14 protein-coding genes, 1 tRNA gene and 1 pseudogene are annotated in these 17,622 nt (G+C 56.7%); 9 read left to right on the forward strand and 7 right to left on the reverse strand.

The annotated features are described in order from the left end of the window. Positions 1-2: 2 nt before the first annotated feature. The 4 genes from ACR0MS_RS18855 to ACR0MS_RS18870 are packed head-to-tail and all read right to left on the reverse strand — an operon-like array spanning position 3 to position 6,766. Positions 3-998, reverse strand: coding sequence for a PD-(D/E)XK motif protein (locus ACR0MS_RS18855; RefSeq protein WP_480577284.1), 996 nt, complete (start codon positions 996-998; stop codon positions 3-5). Next, entirely contained in the window at positions 982-3,690 is a 2,709-nt protein-coding gene (locus tag ACR0MS_RS18860) for a Z1 domain-containing protein (RefSeq protein WP_480577288.1), read from the reverse strand. The genes ACR0MS_RS18855 and ACR0MS_RS18860 overlap by 17 nt, the downstream gene beginning before the upstream one ends. Then, on the reverse strand, positions 3,687-5,171 hold the full coding sequence (locus tag ACR0MS_RS18865; protein WP_480577291.1) for an ATP-binding protein: 1,485 nt from the start codon (positions 5,169-5,171) through the stop codon (positions 3,687-3,689). The genes ACR0MS_RS18860 and ACR0MS_RS18865 overlap by 4 nt, the downstream gene beginning before the upstream one ends. Continuing rightward, on the reverse strand, positions 5,168-6,766 hold the full coding sequence (locus ACR0MS_RS18870) for a DNA cytosine methyltransferase (protein ID WP_480577294.1): 1,599 nt from the start codon (positions 6,764-6,766) through the stop codon (positions 5,168-5,170). Before ACR0MS_RS18870 ends, ACR0MS_RS18865 begins: the two co-directional genes overlap by 4 nt. A gap of 57 nt (positions 6,767-6,823) precedes the next feature. Between ACR0MS_RS18870 and ACR0MS_RS18875 the strand changes: the two genes are divergently transcribed. The 3 genes and pseudogenes from ACR0MS_RS18875 (at position 6,824) to ACR0MS_RS18885 (ending at position 8,777) form a co-directional block, all read left to right on the forward strand. Further along, positions 6,824-7,288, forward strand: coding sequence for a very short patch repair endonuclease (locus ACR0MS_RS18875; RefSeq protein WP_480577297.1), 465 nt, complete (start codon positions 6,824-6,826; stop codon positions 7,286-7,288). Positions 7,289-7,626: 338 nt separating this feature from the next. Further along, positions 7,627-7,776: pseudogene (locus ACR0MS_RS18880) on the forward strand (MerR family transcriptional regulator); the annotation flags it as partial. A 17-nt stretch (positions 7,777-7,793) separates the two neighbouring features. Then, entirely contained in the window at positions 7,794-8,777 is a 984-nt protein-coding gene (locus ACR0MS_RS18885) for a tyrosine-type recombinase/integrase (protein ID WP_480577300.1), read from the forward strand. A gap of 71 nt (positions 8,778-8,848) precedes the next feature. Here the strand turns inward: ACR0MS_RS18885 and ACR0MS_RS18890 are convergent. Beyond that, positions 8,849-8,925, reverse strand: a tRNA-Pro gene (locus tag ACR0MS_RS18890). Positions 8,926-9,031: 106 nt separating this feature from the next. Beyond that, the gene (locus tag ACR0MS_RS18895) at positions 9,032-10,147 is read right to left on the reverse strand and encodes a THUMP domain-containing class I SAM-dependent RNA methyltransferase (protein ID WP_480577303.1); all 1,116 of its coding nucleotides are present in this window, start codon (positions 10,145-10,147) and stop codon (positions 9,032-9,034) included. 291 nt (positions 10,148-10,438) lie between these two features. On the opposite strand from ACR0MS_RS18895, the gene ACR0MS_RS18900 reads away from it, so the two are divergent. Genes ACR0MS_RS18900 through nqrF form a run of 6 tightly spaced genes read left to right on the forward strand, consistent with a single transcriptional unit; the run spans position 10,439 to position 16,299 of the window. Beyond that, the gene (locus ACR0MS_RS18900) at positions 10,439-11,782 is read left to right on the forward strand and encodes a Na(+)-translocating NADH-quinone reductase subunit A (protein WP_480577307.1); all 1,344 of its coding nucleotides are present in this window, start codon (positions 10,439-10,441) and stop codon (positions 11,780-11,782) included. Positions 11,783-11,787: 5 nt separating this feature from the next. Next, positions 11,788-12,996, forward strand: coding sequence for an NADH:ubiquinone reductase (Na(+)-transporting) subunit B (locus ACR0MS_RS18905; protein ID WP_480577310.1), 1,209 nt, complete (start codon positions 11,788-11,790; stop codon positions 12,994-12,996). Next, positions 12,989-13,804: a Na(+)-translocating NADH-quinone reductase subunit C gene (locus ACR0MS_RS18910; protein WP_480577313.1), complete on the forward strand. Its 816-nt coding sequence runs from the start codon at positions 12,989-12,991 to the stop codon at positions 13,802-13,804. The genes ACR0MS_RS18905 and ACR0MS_RS18910 overlap by 8 nt, the downstream gene beginning before the upstream one ends. Continuing rightward, positions 13,804-14,457 carry an NADH:ubiquinone reductase (Na(+)-transporting) subunit D gene (locus ACR0MS_RS18915; RefSeq protein ID WP_152460184.1) on the forward strand — a complete coding sequence of 218 codons (654 nt, stop codon included), beginning with the start codon at positions 13,804-13,806 and terminating at the stop codon, positions 14,455-14,457. The genes ACR0MS_RS18910 and ACR0MS_RS18915 overlap by 1 nt, the downstream gene beginning before the upstream one ends. After that, positions 14,457-15,065: an NADH:ubiquinone reductase (Na(+)-transporting) subunit E gene (gene nqrE / locus ACR0MS_RS18920; RefSeq protein WP_050603817.1), complete on the forward strand. Its 609-nt coding sequence runs from the start codon at positions 14,457-14,459 to the stop codon at positions 15,063-15,065. The genes ACR0MS_RS18915 and nqrE overlap by 1 nt, the downstream gene beginning before the upstream one ends. A gap of 10 nt (positions 15,066-15,075) precedes the next feature. Further along, positions 15,076-16,299: an NADH:ubiquinone reductase (Na(+)-transporting) subunit F gene (gene nqrF, locus ACR0MS_RS18925; RefSeq protein ID WP_480577316.1), complete on the forward strand. Its 1,224-nt coding sequence runs from the start codon at positions 15,076-15,078 to the stop codon at positions 16,297-16,299. Positions 16,300-16,335: 36 nt separating this feature from the next. Here nqrF and tviB read toward each other — a convergent pair whose 3' ends face one another. Continuing rightward, positions 16,336-17,619, reverse strand: a complete 1,284-nt coding sequence (tviB, locus tag ACR0MS_RS18930) for a Vi polysaccharide biosynthesis UDP-N-acetylglucosamine C-6 dehydrogenase TviB (protein WP_480577437.1) — start codon at positions 17,617-17,619, stop codon at positions 16,336-16,338. Positions 17,620-17,622: the final 3 nt, after the last annotated feature.

A 17,622-nucleotide genomic window follows, 5' to 3' on the forward strand; every position in this document is an offset into this window, starting at 1 on the left:
TGTCATGCTCCCGCTATAAGACGGGCGAAATCTGCTTCGCCCAAATGGAATGGACCCAAGTCCGCCAACGGGAGGTCGTAGGCTACCTCGATCGGGCCGTTGGGGTATACACCGGGCACGATGCGCGGAAAGCCGTGCTCGACCATGTAGGCGTCTACTGCGCGATGTAGCACCCTCATTTCGTATTCGTGTGTGCCGTCGTAGCCTGCTTCTTCGAGGGACATTTCGAATGTCTTCGAAACCTGGGGGGCGTCGGAAGCAATGGTGGCTCGGACTTGCCGAACGATCTCGTGCAGATCGATCGCGCCAACGTCATCCTCAGCTGCAGAGGCAAAGGTGTGAACGAGTAGGATCAAACTGTGACCGGGCACATCGGCTAGTTGATGTTCCGACGTGATCCGGATCTTGTTGCGCGCGGCTGCACCACGCGCCTTGCATTCTATGCATAGATCGGAGAGCTCGAAGTCCTTCGGGGCTCGTTGCGAGCCTCGCCATCCTTCAACTGCCGCGTCCAACCCCCTTACTGGCACAATGACATTCAAGATCGTCCAAAGCTCACCAATCAAGCCGAGTTGCGCTTCTCGGCTCAACAAAGTTTTCCGCGCGCCTTTCAAAAGCGCATGCCATTTCCACATCCTTCCGATGAAAGACTGGACCGCTGTCGACTCGTCACCCGCCTTGGCGACCGTTTCGATGATGTCAGCCGAAAGGCGTGTGAAGATGTCCGCGTCGTCCGGGCTTTCCAGGGCGACCGAGAGAATTACCTTGTCGTCTTCAGAGCGCAGCCGTGCCTCGATATCCAGCCCGGCAATTTTCGGGAGAGCGATACCAGAGGTCGCGGCCGGTTCGTGAACAAGAAATAAGATGCGCCGCCCGCGATGGTCGAGCGCACGAAAAACCTCCCAAGGTCTACTTTCCGCTACTAGTCGCCCATTCAGACGGGTGCCGGCTGGCGAAGTCGGAATTTCCGACCACGGATCGTCACTCTTCTCGGTCAAGCGCCTCTCCAACTTCCTCGTCGATCTCGCCGCGGTTCTGCTGCCACCAGATCGTATTAACTTGATAACTCACAGTCTTTCCCTTCTTACTCGATGTCGGGAAGCCGATGGTCCACGCCGTCACAGGTGGTTCTTCAAGCAACTTCCCGGTATCCTTGTCCTGAAGTGCAATGATATGAACCGCGAGAATCGGTCGCGACCGTTTGGCGAGATATGCGCTGTCCGCGATGTTCTTGGTATTTTCATTCTTCGCTTCCTCGCGCACGGTGGCCAATACTTCTTTGTTCATACCGAACCGGACCACCCCGCGCGAGGAGAAGCGGCGACTGGTCGCGACCACCTTGCCGTCCTCGCGGGAGGCCGGCGTCCGGCGCTGCGTGCGCATGGGGTAGCCAAAACCGTGCCATGTAGCCGCATCCGGCTTTTCACTACCTACAAAGACGACGTCCCATTTATCGAGATTTTCGTCCTCTCGCTCCTCGATGTATCGGATGACTGGTTCTGTCTGTGTTCGTTCGGCATCTGAATGATTTCGGAAATCCTGAAGGTAGTCCTTCACGATATCCGAGGGGACTGCCTCGAAAACCCTGCTCTCGCCGTCCATCCTTGAGGGACGATCAGCAAGGCGATCATGAAGTCGGATCGCCGCTTTCCGGTTTTCTTCGGCTTCGTCACCGGGGTGGTTGTCATGGATCACGGTAGTCTCGATGCGGCTTCGCGATAAACTGACATCAACAATGACTTCTTGGCCGCTACCTGCCTTGTTGCGCGCCGTTACCTCCAAGGCCGACGGATGACGCTGAACGCGCAGACCGAAGTCTCGCGGACTTGCTCCTGATGCCGCCATGTAACGCAGATCCTGACGCAGCTCTTCGGAAGCCTCAGCAATATGGGAATACCAGCGCCGGGCCTCATCCTTGATCCAAATGCGGCAAAGATCCTCATAGCCGGGGCGGTAGCCGAACCAGCGTGCCATTTGCAGAAGCGTATCGTAGGCCTTGGAATTTCTAAGGAAATAGCTGATGGTCAACCCTTCGAGCGTCAGACCACGCGATAGAGAATACCCTCCCACCGCGATAGCGGTGACTTGATCGTTTTCCGGGTCCTTTATATCCGGATACTCCAGCTTTTCGCCCGATTTGCTATTGACCTCATAGACCGCGGCCCGTCCGGCAACCCGATCAAGGAGTGGCAGGACGTCGTCCCACTTCACCTCTGCATTTGCGTATTCCTCATCGAAGATCTTTCGCATAGCGGCCACCTCGGCATTCGCCTCGGCTTCCTTAGTTGAAAGCGAACAATGCAGATTCAGTGCCGGGCGAATGATCTCGTTAAGGCGATGACGGATGAGATTCGCAACGTCAGTTTGAACTGCCGTCAAATGCGAAACGTTCACCAGCATCGAATGATGCTTGTCGCGTTGCTTGCGGAGATCGCGTATTGCGCCAACAACTATAAATGTTCGGATAGCCGTCATCAGGCTTTCGGGAAGATCACGGACTTGATGTCCTTTAGGCATTTTCAAAGGTAGATGCGGTTCGTTATCCTCGATGTCGCGTGTCGGGCGTTCAATTTCATCCTCGGGGTCGCCTAGGAAGACCTTTTCTGCACCGTAATAGTTTCCGGGTCGGTCAAGCGCTATGAGGAAGTGTTCCGGGAAAAGGTCGCGTCCAGCCTTTTCGTGCTGAAGGTCAGGATCAATGAAGATGTTGGCAAAAGGCGTCGCGGTAAATGCGACATAGGAACTTTTGCTGAAGAGATTTAATAGGGCGCGGATCTGGCCGTTGATCCGCGAGACTGCCTCCGGCCCTTTCGCGACGTTTATCGAGGCATTGTCGGCCTCATCGTCGATCAAGATCATGGGTTGATTGATCGTCTCACCGCCGTGGGAAAGGTTGAATGCCTTCAGCCAAGTTAGGAAGTTCTTAAGGACGCTGGCATTCTTCTTGATGACGAAGACGATTGGCTCCTTTTCCATGTTCACAAGCGGAATACGCTGATCGGCCTGTCCCTTCCGGAAATCCGCTTGTCGCGTAGTCATGGCACTCGGTTCCCGAGAGGGATTGATCAACCCGACTCCCACACGGCCGTCGTCCCGGATGTTCTCCAACCTCGAGACATCGCTATTTCGCCCAATTAGGCCTTCGTCGATGCGCGTCTGGGTCTGACTTCGCAGATTCTCATGAATCCCAGCGATAATGATGATTACCTTATAGCCTACATCGGCGGCTTTACTGACAAGCGCCGTGTAATTTCCAGTCTTTCCGGCCTGCACATCGCCCATCACCATGCCGCGGCGATCAAAGGGAGCGTCCCCTTGCGGATCGCCGCAGAGCTCGATGACCCGGTTGGTTTTCTCGTTCATGGCTTCAAGAACCGGTCCTGGAAAGCCGGATTGTGCGAGCTGTGTCCGGTAACGTTCCCAGTAGAACCAGTCTGTATTCTGACGCCGCTTTGCGTCGAACCATGGCGTGAAACCCGGAGCCACAAGTGCCGCTCCCGTTTCGACGAGAACGCCATGACGAATACGCATTTCATCGTAGAGTTCGTCAAGATCCTCGCGTTTCACCTCGTCACGCGCGAGCGGAGCATATTTCTCGATCTCGGTCCTCAATTCCTCTTGGGTCCGGTAAGCCTCGATCATAAAATCTCGGACTAGACCGCGGATATTGTCCAGCGTCAGGATGTTCATGGTGCTAGTTTCTCTTGCTCGAGTAGTTCAGTTATTATCTGCTCGTTTCCCGCATAGGGCGGGACAACCTTCAACATTGCTGCGATATCTTTGTTTCCATGTCCCAACTCCCTCAGCTGATCGATCAATTGTCGGCCACTTGACCGAAGCTCGTTCTCATCGAGAATTTCCTGTTTGATATCCGAAAAGTGCTCGGCCATGTCGTGATAGAGCGCCTCGATCGGCAATCCCGCCGCGATAAGCCGCAATATTTCTCCAAATGCGTTCTCCTGCGCTTCCGTCAGGCTATCTGCGAATGCCGCCATTGAAGGATGATCGCCATTCAACGCATAGCTGATCCGATTGTCTGTCTTCGTCCGTTGCCAGAGTGGAAGCGGATTCTCATCTGTCAGCTTTGCGCCTCGCTTGCGATAAACTCGCTTGGACTTTCCGCCGAGACCCTCGATCAGTCTTCTGAGATAATCCCGTAGCGCCGGCGGTGGTGATGCGGAGGCCTTGAGCACATCGATCTTCCAAGCCGCGTCGCTCTCATTTCCAATGTCGACCCGGACGCGCGCGAGCTGGGTCAACCGGTGTTGTGGCGCCATCCGGAACCAAGTCGCATGGCGGATCAGGCGCTTGTTCCTGTATAGGTAGAAGCCCTGCGACTTCATGTGGCCTTCTGAAAGGCCCATTCTCTTCCATTCCGCTTCTGAGGAAACCTTGTTTCTGTGCGGCAGTATAAACGGCTGGATCGTGACCGTGCCGCCTGCGATCCGACGGTCCTCCGCCTGCCTGATCGTCGCATCATGCCATTCCGCAAACGGGTCGACAGGCACCAGTTTTCGTCCGTTCATGTTGATGCAAACGGCTTTTCGCCCATGTTCGGATTTCATGAAACGATGGAACACTAGCTCAAGGTGCTTCGAAGCCTCGTCCATTATACGTAAGAAGTTCTGACTTCCCAGTTCCAAACCGACCCTGTCGAGCTTCTCCCATAGGATGAGCGTTCCGTCGTTTGTCAGCAAGTTGGCAAAGCGAATGGTCTCAGCCGACGCGCGTGTTTCGACAACCCACGCATTTCGGGCGACGACAAGGTCCAAATCCCAGATTGCCACTGAAACGGTATCTTCACAGCGGGTCACCACCGTCAAGCGACGACACTGGGAGAATGACGCTGTCTTTAGACCGAGCCCAAACCGCCCCAGATCCTCGGTATTCCGCGTTTCCGTGGGCGATCGGGACCCCGGACGCATCGCCTCGAGGAGTTCCGCTCGCGACATGCCGTTCCCATTGTCGACGATGCCTATTGCGGCATCCTCCGGGTCGGAGTGAACCCGGATCGAAATTTCGGTCGCTTTGGCGGTTAGCGAATTATCAACGATGTCAGCCAGCGCACTCGACATTGTGTAGCCGATGTCTCGAAGGCTCTCGATCAGCGCCCCGGCGTTCGGGCGAACCTCGTGATATGAGGCATCTCCGTCACCAAACCGATCGGTCATGCAGGTATCGTCACTTTCCCTAATTCCCGGGTAGGCTGCGCGGGCGCGTCGAAAACCTTTGCCAATACTGGGTGCAACGCCGCCGCGATCTTCCGCGCGAGGAACGGCGGCACGGCGTTGCCGACTTGGACATATTGCTGAGTCCGGTTCCCCTTGAAGTGATAATTGTCCGGGAAGGTCTGTAACCTTGCCGCCTCGCGGACGGTCATGCTCCGACACTGAGCTGGGTCGGGATGAATGAAATAGTGCCCATCCTTCGACAGGTGACAGGTCACCGTGGACGATGGAAGGTCCCACGGCTGCACCCGGAATCGGTCGTTAAACTTGCCCGATTTCCAATTGTTATGCTTCGGGGCAAGTTCATCCGGGAAATCCCGTGCCTTCGGCGAAATACCCGTCGCCATGGCCCATGAAGAGGCAAAAAGATATCGCTCTATGTCATTAACCATGTGTCCTCGGGTCTCATGAAGTGAAAGGCGGGTTAAGCGACTGTCCTCCAGCCACGATCGCAGATCGTCAGGGCAGGTTTCCGGCAACAGCGTTCCGCCTTTCGTGCCCTTGCGTTTCTCGACGGTTATCTTTTGCAATCTGTCAACGGCACCCAGAGCCCTCACAAATTTTTCTGCGGAATCTCCTTCCAAACCGTGCGACATGGTGGCGATCTTCGTCGCACTTCGCGCGACTGTCCGCTTCCAACCCATGAGATCATCTACGTATCCGCCCCGAGTGCTTATCCCGCTTCGGAGGGGTGGCATTTCAGAGAGGACATCGCGAACTGAGGTTCGCCGTGGAACGCCGTCCAGCCTAGGCGCTTCGAACTCATCCATACCCGAGATAAGGTCACGCCTTAGGCCGACGATGATGACCCGATGACGCGCCTGCGGAACGCCGTGGTCCTCCGCCGCGACAACGAAATCCTTCGGCTGCACATGTCCATGCCGGTCCGCGCTCCCGGACAATGGGAACAACTGATATTCCGCCGCACCGCCACCTGACCTCAGGTCGTCGGTCACCAGGTCAAAGACCTTGCGCTTCTCGATGCTGGACGAAAGCATGCCCTTGACATTTTCCATCACAAAAGCTGCCGGGCGCAGCTTCCTGAGCACGTTGATGTATTCTTGGTAGAGAAGATGGCGATTCTCATCATGCGCGACGTAACCCAGATCACTCGGCTTCCTGCCCCTGCCGGCGAGAGAATAGGCTTGGCAAGGCGGGCCACCGATCAGCACAATGCGATCACCGCGTCGTTTTCGTATTTCGTCGATACGTTGGTCCAGTGCGACGGTGGTTTCCGCGTCCCCCAGCGTGAGATTTAATGTCTCCCGTTCGGCCAGCGCCCATTCCCGCGGGTAGAGGTCCGCCCAGTCCGGCTCAGTGCCACTTTGGTTCATAAAGTCAGTGTATTCGGGCGGGAAGCCCCCATCGAACTGACGCAGGAAAGCCCGCAACCGTAATGTTGCGTGTGCTATCGGGTCCTTCTCTACGGAAACGTCAATTTCGAACTGCCGGCAGCCATGGCTTCTATAGGCGCAAAAGCCCTCTCCAAGGCCGCCGGGCCCCGAGAACAGATCGACAATTCCGAATATCTCTTTCATTTTCCAATTACTGGACCACATGATCGCAAAAGGAAAGATGGGAAAGGAGGTAATTTCGTGGCAGATATCGTCAGTCCGGATGTCAGGTCTAAGATGATGGCCGCGAACAGAAGAAGGGATACGAAACCCGAACTACTGGTCCGCCGATTTCTCCATGCACAAGGCTTCCGCTTCCGCCTTGATGTCCGCAAGTTGCCGGGCAGCCCTGACATCGTCCTAGCCCGCCATCAAGTGGTGATCTTCGTCCACGGTTGTTACTGGCACCGACACCACGGATGCCGGTTCGCAACGATCCCGAAGAGCAATACCGAGTTCTGGCAGGAAAAATTTGATAGAAACGTCGAGCGCGATGGCCGGGCGAAGGTTGATCTGCTCGACTTAGGCTGGCGTGTAGCGATCGTCTGGGAATGTGCACTTGCGAAAAAAATGCTCGCTGACAACTTGTCTTGCCTAGCGTCTTGGGTCCGGTCCGGCAAAACTGTGCTGGAATTGCCCAATGCAGGCGCTGTGGATTTGGAGTAGAGACACTATGCGCAGAATAGCGTGATCAAGCGTGAATGATTGGTCGACATTTCAATTGCTGCTTAGCCCGGTTCTTGAATATCAATCCTTAGGCTATCAACGAAGATGCAAGTAGCCTGCTGTTTATTGCCCGTTCATTGGCAGAAAATCACAAGAGTATTTAGCGGGATCAGACGGGGTTAAACGTTCAGCGGAACGGTTTCTCCCATGCCGATGTTCGAATTTCGTGTGCACTAGACGCAATTTTCTTTTGTTTTTTAGCAATGGGTTAGAAGATTTTTGGAAATCCCAAACGCATCCCACGTCGAGAACGCTATAGGGTAAGAAGTTTTACCAAAATGAAGGAGCGCAATTTGTCCCCGCCGTATACCCCCAAAACTCTCGCAGAGCGTTGGAGCTGCAGTTCTGAGACTGTGCGTCAGCTCTGCAAATCCGGCCAGCTCGGATATTTCAGAGTTCAACGCCAGTTTCGCATCCCGGCACACAAGGTTGAGGAATATGAGCAGTGCAGGAATATAGTATTGGTCGGCTCAACGACCGCTTCGTCGTTGTCTGGTATGAGGAAGATGGACGCAGACGCCGGTATCGTCTTGACGCGGACACCCTCGAACGCGCGGAGGCCGAAGCTCGTGATGTCCTCCTTGCCCAGACAGCAGGAAAGGATGAGCTGACCGTGGCGACGATTTGGAAGGCGTATAGTGCAACAGTCGAGGGTCGGCCGGCGCATGAAAGCATGAAATACACCGGCCGTTCTGTGCTGCCTTGGTTTGGAGCCTTTCGTCCGGATCAGATTAGCGTGCAGGATTGTAAAGCTTACATCGTCGATCGGCGGAAGGCAGGTATCCAGGATGGCACAATCTGGACTCAGCTCAGTAAACTGAGGACCTGTTTGAATTGGGCTGAGAAAACCGGTCTCATTGATAGGGCACCCTATATTGAGCGCCCCAGCAAACCGGCTCCCAAGGAAAGATTTCTGACGCGTCAGGAGATTTCACGGCTCTTGGCTGTCGAATGTGCACCGCACATCAAGCTCGCTATTTGGCTGATGTTATCTACGGCGGCTAGGGTAACGGCTGTGTTAGAACTTACATGGGATCGGGTGGATTTCGATCGCCGTCAGATCAACCTCCGCAATGGCGAAGGACAGAGGAAGGGCAGGGCCATCGTCCCCATGACAGAGAGCCTGTATGCTGTGCTTTTGAACGCTCAGAAAGCGGCCTTGTCTGACTATGTCGTAGAATGGGCAGGAGGATCGATAAAGTCGATCAAGAAAGGCTTCAAGGCGGCCGCAGTCGCTGCGGACCTACCTGATGTGTCACCGCATGTGCTGCGGCACACAGCTGCAGTTCATATGGCTGAGGCTGGCGCCTCGATGGATGAGATCGCCCAGTTTCTCGGCCATTCAGACTCACGTATTACCGCGTCCGTCTATGCGCGCTACAGCCCGGATCACTTGCGTAAGGCTGCCAATGCGTTGGAGTTCGATTAACGTTCAGGTTCAATGAACCTCGGATCTCTGTCTTGCAAACAGCAAAGGCGCCCTTGGGCGCCTTTTTTATTTGGTCGGAGTGAGAGGATTCGAACCTCCGACCCCTGCCTCCCGAAGACAGTGCTCTACCAGGCTGAGCTACACTCCGACCGTGGCGGGGGGTCTATACCCGGCGATTTGGATGCGCAAGGGGGATTCTGTGCGCAGGGCGCGAAATGACTGAGGAGGGCTAGAACGCATCAGACTGTTCGGTGTCAGGCCAAAGGCTCTGTTTGATAAAGTCGAATTTTGGTGCCGCCATGATCCACCACCGGTCCTGCAGGCAAGAAGGGGAGACGCGTCGAACGGGCCAGCGACGGACTGCTTGTGACCAACCCGACCCGCCAGCCGGCGAACTTTGAGCTCAGGACCTTGCCCAGCGTGCCATAGACGGACCGCAGCCGTTTTTCATCACCGATCCTCGCACCATAAGGAGGGTTGATGATAACAAGCCCGGCTCGGTCCGTTGGGGGTTTGATGTCACTGACAGATCGGGTTTGAAACCTGGTGATGCCTGCGACGCCTGCACTTTCGGCATTCGACGTCGAGGCGTCGATAGCCCCCGCGTTTCGGTCCGAGCCAAAAAACATGGCATCCACCTCCGGAGGCGCATTTTGCAACTGCATGTCGGCCCAGATTGCTGGATCAAAGGTCTTGAGACTCTCGAATGCGAACGAGCGGGAACGGCCCGGGTTCAAGTTCAACGCAATTTCCGCCGCTTCGATCACAAAGGTTCCAGAACCGCACATTGGATCAAGCACCGGCTCTGAGCCGTTGAACCCGCATTCGCGCAGGAACATGGATGCCATCGTCTCGCGCATTGGTGCCTTGGCGACCGCAGGCTTGTGGCCGCGCTTGTGCAAAGGGTCTCCGGATGTGTCTACCGAAAACGTGCAGATATCTTTTTCGATACGCAGCAAGATGCGCAGACTGGCCTCGGACGACACCTGAACGCCCAGGGTATCTGTGATCGCGCGCTCGATTCTCTGACGGGCGGCCCCGGCGTGATAGATTCGGGACTTGCGGCTGGTCGCTTCGACCCGGACAGGAACATCGGGGCGCAAAAACTGAGACCAGGGAAATTTACGCGCCCTCTTGTCAAGTTGGGCCAGATGCACGGCCGGGAAGCTACCCAACCGGACCAGAACCTTGTTTGCGCCGCGAAGACACAGGTTCGCGCGCCAGACCTCGGACCAGGTGCCGCGGCAGCTTACCCCGCCGGGCACGACCGTGGCTTTGGCGAATCCTTTCTCCTGCGCTTCGGCACAAAGCGGTGCTTCAAGGCCGGGGGTGGCTACCAAAAATATCTCAAGAGTGTCAGTCTGTTCCATTCAGGGTGCTTACACCGGAAGCATTCCGGGCGCGATACGCAATTTAAGAAGGCCGAAAATGGGGCAGTTCGTCGGAAAGTGAAAATCCGGTGTCGATTTTGGTCGTAACGGGTTTGCGTTTGTCAGCATCCCCGCGTAAAGGGTCCCTGATCGAAAGGAAGCCACAGATCGGGATTGGGCGCCGCGCGCTTTTTTCTTGCTCCAAGGCTCCCACGTTCACAGCGTTTTGTGCCACAATGTGGGTGCCAAAACGGAGTGGTGCAGCAATAAGGCTTGGAAGACCGTAGCGACATGCAAACTTTCAAACTGAAAAAAGGGTTGGAATTGCCGGTGCAGGGCGCGCCGGACCAGACGATTCAGCCCGGTCCGGAATTTACGACCGTTGGGGTTCTGGGCGGTGACTACCTTGGCCTGAAGCCGCGAATGCTGGTTCAGGAAGGAGACGAGGTACAACGGGGGACACCCTTGTTCTGCCACAAGGACACGCCCGAGGCGATGATGGTTGCACCGCTGACCGGGAAGGTCGTCGCGGTTAACCGTGGTGCGCGTCGTGTCTTGCAAAGCGTCGTGATCGAGGTGTCTGACCCAAATGATGTAGGCTTGGATTTCTCGGCGACAGGTAACTCGGACAGCGCGGAAGGTGTTACTGCCAAGCTGTGCACCGCTGGTCTTTGGACAGCTTTCCGCACGCGCCCCTATTCGAAAATGCCTGCACCGGGCGCTAAGCCTGCGGCGATCTTTGTCACCGCTATGGACAGTGAGCCCCTTTCCGGCGATGCGGCCGTGATCATCAACGATGCAGGCGACGCATTTGCCGAGGGGCTGAAGGCTGTATCGCTTTTGACCGATGGCAAAACGTATTTGTGTCAGCGGGAAGGTGACTCCCTGCCCGGCGCCGATCTTGCGAATGTCGAAGCCGCAGCATTTTCGGGCCCGCATCCGGCTGGTCTGGCCGGGACTCATATCCATTTCCTGGAACCTCTGGCCGGTGAAAAGCAGGTTTGGACGATCGGATATCAGGATGTGATCGCGATTGGCCGGCTGATGCAGACCGGACATCTGGACCCTAATGTTGTGATTGCATTGTCGGGCCCAGGTGCACGCCATCCCCGCCTGATCCGCACGGTCATGGGCGCATCGACAGACGACCTGACCCGGGACGAGATCGAAATTGATGGAACCGCGCGGATTATTTCGGGTTCGATCCTGTCCGGAAAGCTTGCTGACGGCCCCACGGCCTATCTTGGCCGTTTTGCGCGCCAGATTTCGATCATCCGCGAGGACCCCGACCAGATTCCAATGGGCTGGATACGCCCCATGCCGTCGAAATACGCGGTTCAACCGGTTCTGGGTTCGGCCTTTGCCAAGAAACTGTACGCATTTACGTCGAACCTGAATGGCGGTCGTCGTGCAATGGTGCCGACCGGGACGTTCGAAGAACTGATGCCGCAGGACTATCTGCCGACACAGTTGCTGCGGGCGCTGCTGGTGATGGACACGGACACCGCACAAGCGCTTGGGGCGCTGGAGCTTGACGAAGAAGATCTGGGCCTGGTCGGGTTTGCCTGCCCAGCGAAATATGAATATGGGCTGGCGCTTCGCGACTGCCTGACCAAGATTGAAAAGGAGGGCTGAGCCGAATGGGTTTGCGCAGCTTCTTTGATCGGATTGAGCCGAACTTTACCAAGGGCGGCAAGTACGAGAAGTATTTCCCCATCTACGAGATGGTCGAAAGCTTCATCTACACTCCGAAAACCGTAACCACCGCTGCGCCACATGCGCGGTCTTACGTGGATATGAAACGGATCATGACCTATGTCGTGATCGCGACCATCCCCTGTATCCTATGGGGAATGTGGAACACGGGCTATCAGGCGAATTCGGCAATTGCCACGCTTGGCCCGGACGCCGCAACCGGATGGCGGATTGCCCTGCTGCAAATGTTCGGTATCTCGCTGGACCCCTCCAGCATCTTCGCTAATGTGTTGCACGGGTTGCTATATTTCCTGCCGATCTACATCACGACGCTGGTTGCAGGCGGTATTTTTGAGGTCATCTTTGCCACCGTGCGCGGCCACGAGGTGAATGAGGGCTTTCTTGTCACCTCAATGCTGTACACGCTGATCCTGCCCGCAACGACACCGCTGTGGCAGGTGGCTTTGGGCATCATCTTCGGCGTCGTTATCGGCAAGGAAGTGTTCGGCGGCACTGGTAAGAACTTCCTCAACCCAGCACTGGTGGGACGGGCGTTTTTGTATTTCGCCTATCCTGCGCAAATGTCGGGGGACTCGGTCTGGACCCCGGTCGACGGGTTTTCCGGTGCAACCGCGCTGGGTATCACCGCAGCCGAAGGCGTTCAGGCGCTGGCTGCTGACGGGATCACATGGGCCAATGCGTTTTTCGGCACCATTCAGGGCAGCTTTGGCGAGACATCGACCTTGGCCTGTATGATCGGTCTGGCCTTCCTTCTGACGACGAAGATTGCCAACTATCGCCTGATCGTGGGCTGTCTGGCAGGCACGATTGGCTTTACCCTGCTGCTGAACCTGATCGGGTCGGATACCAATCCGATGTTTGCGATGCCTTGGTACTGGCACATTGTTCTGGGCGGGTATGCCTTTGGTCTGGCTTTCATGGTCACAGAGCCCGTTTCCGCCAGCCACACCAACATGGGCCGCTATATCTATGGTGCGCTGATCGGTGTCATGGTTGTGATGATCCGCGTGATCAACCCGGCTTTCCCCGAGGGCATGATGCTGGCAATCCTGTTCGGTAACGTCTTTGCACCGCTGATCGACTATTTCGTCGTTCAGGCAAACATCAAACGGAGGGCGCGTCGCCATGTCTGATACGCAATCCCCAGAGCCAAAAGGCGCGATTGCCAAGTTCCTTGCGGCCTCGCCTGATTCAGTCGGCAAAACGATCTTTGTCGCGGTTGCCGTGTGTCTGGTGGCGTCAATGGTCGTGTCCGCGGCTGCCGTCAGCCTGCGTCCGGTGCAGGAAAGCAACCGGCTGAAAGACAAGCAGGTCAATGTTCTGCAGGTTGCGGGCGTCTATGAGCCCGGCATCGACGTGACTGAAGCCTTCGCCGCGTTCGAACCCCATGTGCTGGAGTTGTCGACCGGCAACTTCGTCGATGATCAGTTTGACGCGGCGACGTTTGACGACATCGCGGCGGCCGGTGACCCCGAGCTGAGTGTTGCGCTCGACAATGACCCCGCAGGAATCGGGCGGCAGTCGAAATACCGGGTGATTTACCTGCTGCGCGATGATGCCGGCGAGCTAGACAAGGTGATCCTGCCGATCCACGGCTATGGCCTGTGGTCGACGCTCTATGGCTTTATCGCGCTGGAGAATAACGGCAACGATATCTTCGGTCTGCAATTCTATCAGCATGGCGAAACGCCGGGCCTCGGGGCCGAGGTCGACAACCCGCGCTGGAAAGCGTTGTGGAATGGTAAACGTCTGCGCGATGACGCGGGTGATCTTCAGATCACCGTCGCCAAGTCGCAGCCTGCCGCTGGCCCGGACTTCTACGTCGATGCGCTGGCCGGTGCCACGCTGACGTCGGTTGGTGTCGACAACCTTGTGAAATTCTGGATGGGCGACGCGGGCTACGCTCCGTTCCTGGCCAATCTGCAAGCAGGAGAGCTCTGATGTCCCAGACCAAGAAAGAGATGCTGGTCGACCCGCTTGTCGACAACAACCCGATCACTCTGCAGGTGCTGGGCATCTGCTCGGCACTGGCGGTAACCTCGTCGTTGCAGGTTTCGATGGTGATGGCGCTGGCGGTGATCTTCGTAACGTCGTTCTCGTCCTTCTTCATCTCATGCCTGCGCAACCAGATTCCCGGCTCGATCCGGATCATCGTGCAGATGGTGATCATCGCCTCACTGGTGATCCTGGTGGACCAGATCCTTAAGGCCTATGCGTTTGAGATTTCGAAAACCCTGTCGGTCTTCGTGGGTCTGATCATCACCAACTGTATCGTGATGGGCCGCGCCGAGGCGTTCGCGATGAAGAACCCGCCCGTCGCGTCGTTCATCGACGGCATGGGCAACGGTATGGGCTATGGCCTGATCCTGCTGCTGGTGGGCTTCATCCGCGAGCTGTTTGGGGCCGGATCACTGTTCGGTGTCACCATTCTGGAGACCGTCAACAACGGTGGCTGGTACGTACCCAACGGCATGTTGCTGCTGCCCCCGTCGGCGTTCTTCATCATCGGTCTGATCATCTGGGCCTTCCGCACATGGAAGCCGAACCAGGTGGAAGAGCGTGAATACAAAATTCAGCAGGTAGAGGCCCACTGATGGAAGGTCTGATCTCACTGGCTGTAAAGGCCATTTTTGTCGAAAACCTCGCGCTTAGCTTCTTTTTGGGGATGTGTACCTTCATCGCCGTCTCCAAGAAGATTTCGACCGCGCTGGGTCTGGGCATTTCGGTCATGGTGGTGCAGGCCATCACTGTGCCTGCGAATAACCTGCTGCTGAACTACCTACTGAAGCCGGGTGCGCTGGCGTGGGCCGGGTTCCCGGATGTGGACCTGACCTTCCTTGGCCTGATCTCGTATATCGGTGTGATCGCGGCGATGGTTCAGATCCTCGAGATGGTTTTGGACAAGTACTTCCCACCGCTCTACAACGCGCTGGGAATTTTCCTGCCGCTGATCACGGTGAACTGCGCCATCCTTGGCGGCTCGTTGTTCATGGTGGAGCGTGACTATAACTTTGCCGAGGCCGCGACCTATGGCCTGTCTTCCGGCTTTGGCTGGGCGCTGGCGATCACCGCGATGGCGGGCGTACGCGAAAAGCTGAAATACTCGGACATTCCGGACGGCCTGCAAGGGCTGGGGATCACCTTCATCACCGCGGGTCTGATGGCGATGGCCTTCATGTCCTTCTCGGGCGTGAAACTGTAAGGAGGGCGCAATGGAAACTTTTAGCTTGGGCGTCATTCTTTTCACCCTGATCGTTGTCGCGCTGGTGACGGTCATTCTGGCGGCACGCTCGAAGCTGGTGTCGACCGGGGACGTGAACATCACCATCAACGGTGAGAAAACCATCTCGGTCCCCGCTGGCGGTAAGCTGCTGCAAACGCTGGCGGCCGAGAAACTGTTCGTGCCTTCCGCCTGTGGCGGTGGTGGCACCTGCGCGCAATGCCGGGTGCGGGTGCATTCAGGCGGAGGTTCGATCCTGCCGACCGAAGAAAGCCATATCACCAAGCGCGAGGCCGCCTGTGGCGACCGCCTGTCCTGTCAGGTTGCGGTCAAGCAGGACATGGATATCGAGGTTCCGGAAGAGGTCTTTGGCGTCAAGAAATGGGAATGCACCGTTCGCTCAAATGAAAACGTGGCGACCTTCATCAAAGCCCTGACGCTTGACTTGCCCGAGGGTGAGGATGTGAACTTCCGCGCAGGTGGGTACATTCAAATCGAAGCCCCCGCGCATGCGTTGAAATACACCGATTTCGACGTGGAAGAAGAATACCGCGAGGATTGGGACAAGTTCAATCTTTGGCAATATGAATCCGTCGTGGCCGAACCGATCGAGCGCGCCTATTCGATGGCCAACTACCCGGATGAAAAGGGTATGATCATGCTGAACGTCCGCGTGGCCTCGCCGCCTCCGGGTTCGGATGGTATCCCGCCGGGTCAGATGTCATCGTACATCTTCAACCTGAAACCGGGCGACAAGGTCACGATCTCGGGTCCGTTCGGTGAGTTCTTCGCCCGCGACACGCAGAAAGAGATGGTCTTTATCGGTGGTGGTGCGGGTATGGCACCGATGCGCAGCCACATTTTCGATCAGCTCAAGCGTCTGGAAAACCGCGATCGCAAGATCAGCTTCTGGTACGGTGCCCGGTCGAAGAAAGAGATGTTCTTTGTCGAGGATTTCGACCAGTTGGCCGAAGAGTTCGACAATTTCGAATGGCATGTCGCCCTGTCGGACGCGCAGCCGGAGGATGATTGGAAAGGCTATACCGGCTTCATCCACAACGTGCTGTTCGAGGAATACCTCAAGAACCACCCCGCGCCCGAGGATTGCGAGTTCTACATGTGTGGCCCGCCGATCATGAACCAGTCGGTCATCAACATGCTGCTGGATCTGGGTGTGGACCGCGAAGACATCATGCTGGACGATTTCGGCGGATAAGACAGGAAAAGCCGGCGCAGGACAGCGCCGGTTTTTTTACAGACGCAGATCACTGGCCTCGGGCGGCAGGCAGGATTTGACGTCGAACAACACGCTTTGATCCTTGCCAAAGCCGCGCATCTGCGCTGGGTCGAGCGCCAGAAACTCCTGATGCGCAACCGCCAGAACGACGCCGTCATAGGAGCCGGTTTCCGGCTGTTCGATCAATGAAATTCCGTATTCCTGCTGAGCGGCAGTGGCATCGGCGTGGGGGTCGTAGACATCGACGGCGACGCCATAATCCTGCAACTCGTCAATGATATCAACCACGCGGGTATTGCGCAGGTCGGGGCAGTTTTCCTTGAAGGTCAGCCCCATCACCAGCACGCGGGCGGCGGCAACATTGATCCCGTCCCGCATCATCCGCTTGACCAGTTGCGAGACCACATAGCCGCCCATACTATCGTTCAACCGCCGTCCAGCCAGAATGATCTGTGGGTGATGGCCCACGGCCTCGGCCTTGTGGGTCAGATAATAGGGGTCAACGCCGATGCAATGCCCGCCCACCAGACCAGGGCGGAAGGGTAGGAAGTTCCACTTGGTTCCCGCGGCGCGCAGAACTGCATCGGTGTCGATATCCATACGGCCAAAAATCATCGCCAGTTCATTGACCAGCGCGATGTTCAGGTCGCGCTGGGTGTTTTCGATCACCTTTGCGGCCTCGGCCACGCGGATGCTTTCGGCCTTGTGGGTGCCTGCCGTGATGATCCGGGCATAGAGGGCATCCACCAGATCGGCCACCTCGGGGGTCGAGCCGGACGTAACCTTGCAGATATCCGCGATCCGATGCGTCTTGTCGCCGGGGTTGATCCGCTCGGGGCTGTATCCGGCAAAGAATTCGCGGTTGAAGGTCAGACCGGATATACGCTCAAGAACCGGAACGCAGTCTTCCTCGGTCGCTCCGGGGTAGACGGTGGATTCATAGATCACAAGATCGCCGGGTTTCAACACGTGGCCCACGGTTTCCGATGCGCGCAGCAATGGCGTGAGGTCAGGCTGCTTGCCAGCGGTGATCGGCGTGGGGACGGTGACGATATAGGTGTCGCAATCCGAAATCTCTGACGGATCAGAGGTGAACGTCAGGCCAGTTGCGGCTTTTAGGTCATCGGGTTCGACCTCTTGCGTGGAATCATGCCCGGCACGTAACGCGTCTATCCGCTCGGGGTTAATATCGAAGCCAACCACCGGAGCCAGCTTCCCGAACGCCACGGCCAGCGGCAGGCCAACATAGCCCAGTCCGATCACGGCAATTCTGCGCGAGTTTGGGTCGGTTTCAAGCATATG

This window comes from Ruegeria sp. CJ2 (genome assembly GCF_056536745.1).

Excerpts from the sequence above, each read along its gene's own strand:
- ACR0MS_RS18860 (WP_480577288.1), bottom strand. The coding sequence starts at position 3,690 with ATGAACATCCTGACGCTGGACAATATCCGCGGTCTAGTCCGAGATTTT.
- ACR0MS_RS18865 (WP_480577291.1), bottom strand. The coding sequence starts at position 5,171 with ATGACCGATCGGTTTGGTGACGGAGATGCCTCATATCACGAGGTTCGC.
- ACR0MS_RS18870 (WP_480577294.1), bottom strand. The coding sequence starts at position 6,766 with ATGAAAGAGATATTCGGAATTGTCGATCTGTTCTCGGGGCCCGGCGGC.
- ACR0MS_RS18895 (WP_480577303.1), bottom strand. The coding sequence starts at position 10,147 with ATGGAACAGACTGACACTCTTGAGATATTTTTGGTAGCCACCCCCGGC.
- ACR0MS_RS18900 (WP_480577307.1), top strand. The coding sequence starts at position 10,439 with ATGCAAACTTTCAAACTGAAAAAAGGGTTGGAATTGCCGGTGCAGGGC.
- ACR0MS_RS18905 (WP_480577310.1), top strand. The coding sequence starts at position 11,788 with ATGGGTTTGCGCAGCTTCTTTGATCGGATTGAGCCGAACTTTACCAAG.
- ACR0MS_RS18910 (WP_480577313.1), top strand. The coding sequence starts at position 12,989 with ATGTCTGATACGCAATCCCCAGAGCCAAAAGGCGCGATTGCCAAGTTC.
- ACR0MS_RS18915 (WP_152460184.1), top strand. The coding sequence starts at position 13,804 with ATGTCCCAGACCAAGAAAGAGATGCTGGTCGACCCGCTTGTCGACAAC.
- nqrE (WP_050603817.1), top strand. The coding sequence starts at position 14,457 with ATGGAAGGTCTGATCTCACTGGCTGTAAAGGCCATTTTTGTCGAAAAC.
- nqrF (WP_480577316.1), top strand. The coding sequence starts at position 15,076 with ATGGAAACTTTTAGCTTGGGCGTCATTCTTTTCACCCTGATCGTTGTC.
- tviB (WP_480577437.1), bottom strand. The coding sequence starts at position 17,619 with ATGCTTGAAACCGACCCAAACTCGCGCAGAATTGCCGTGATCGGACTG.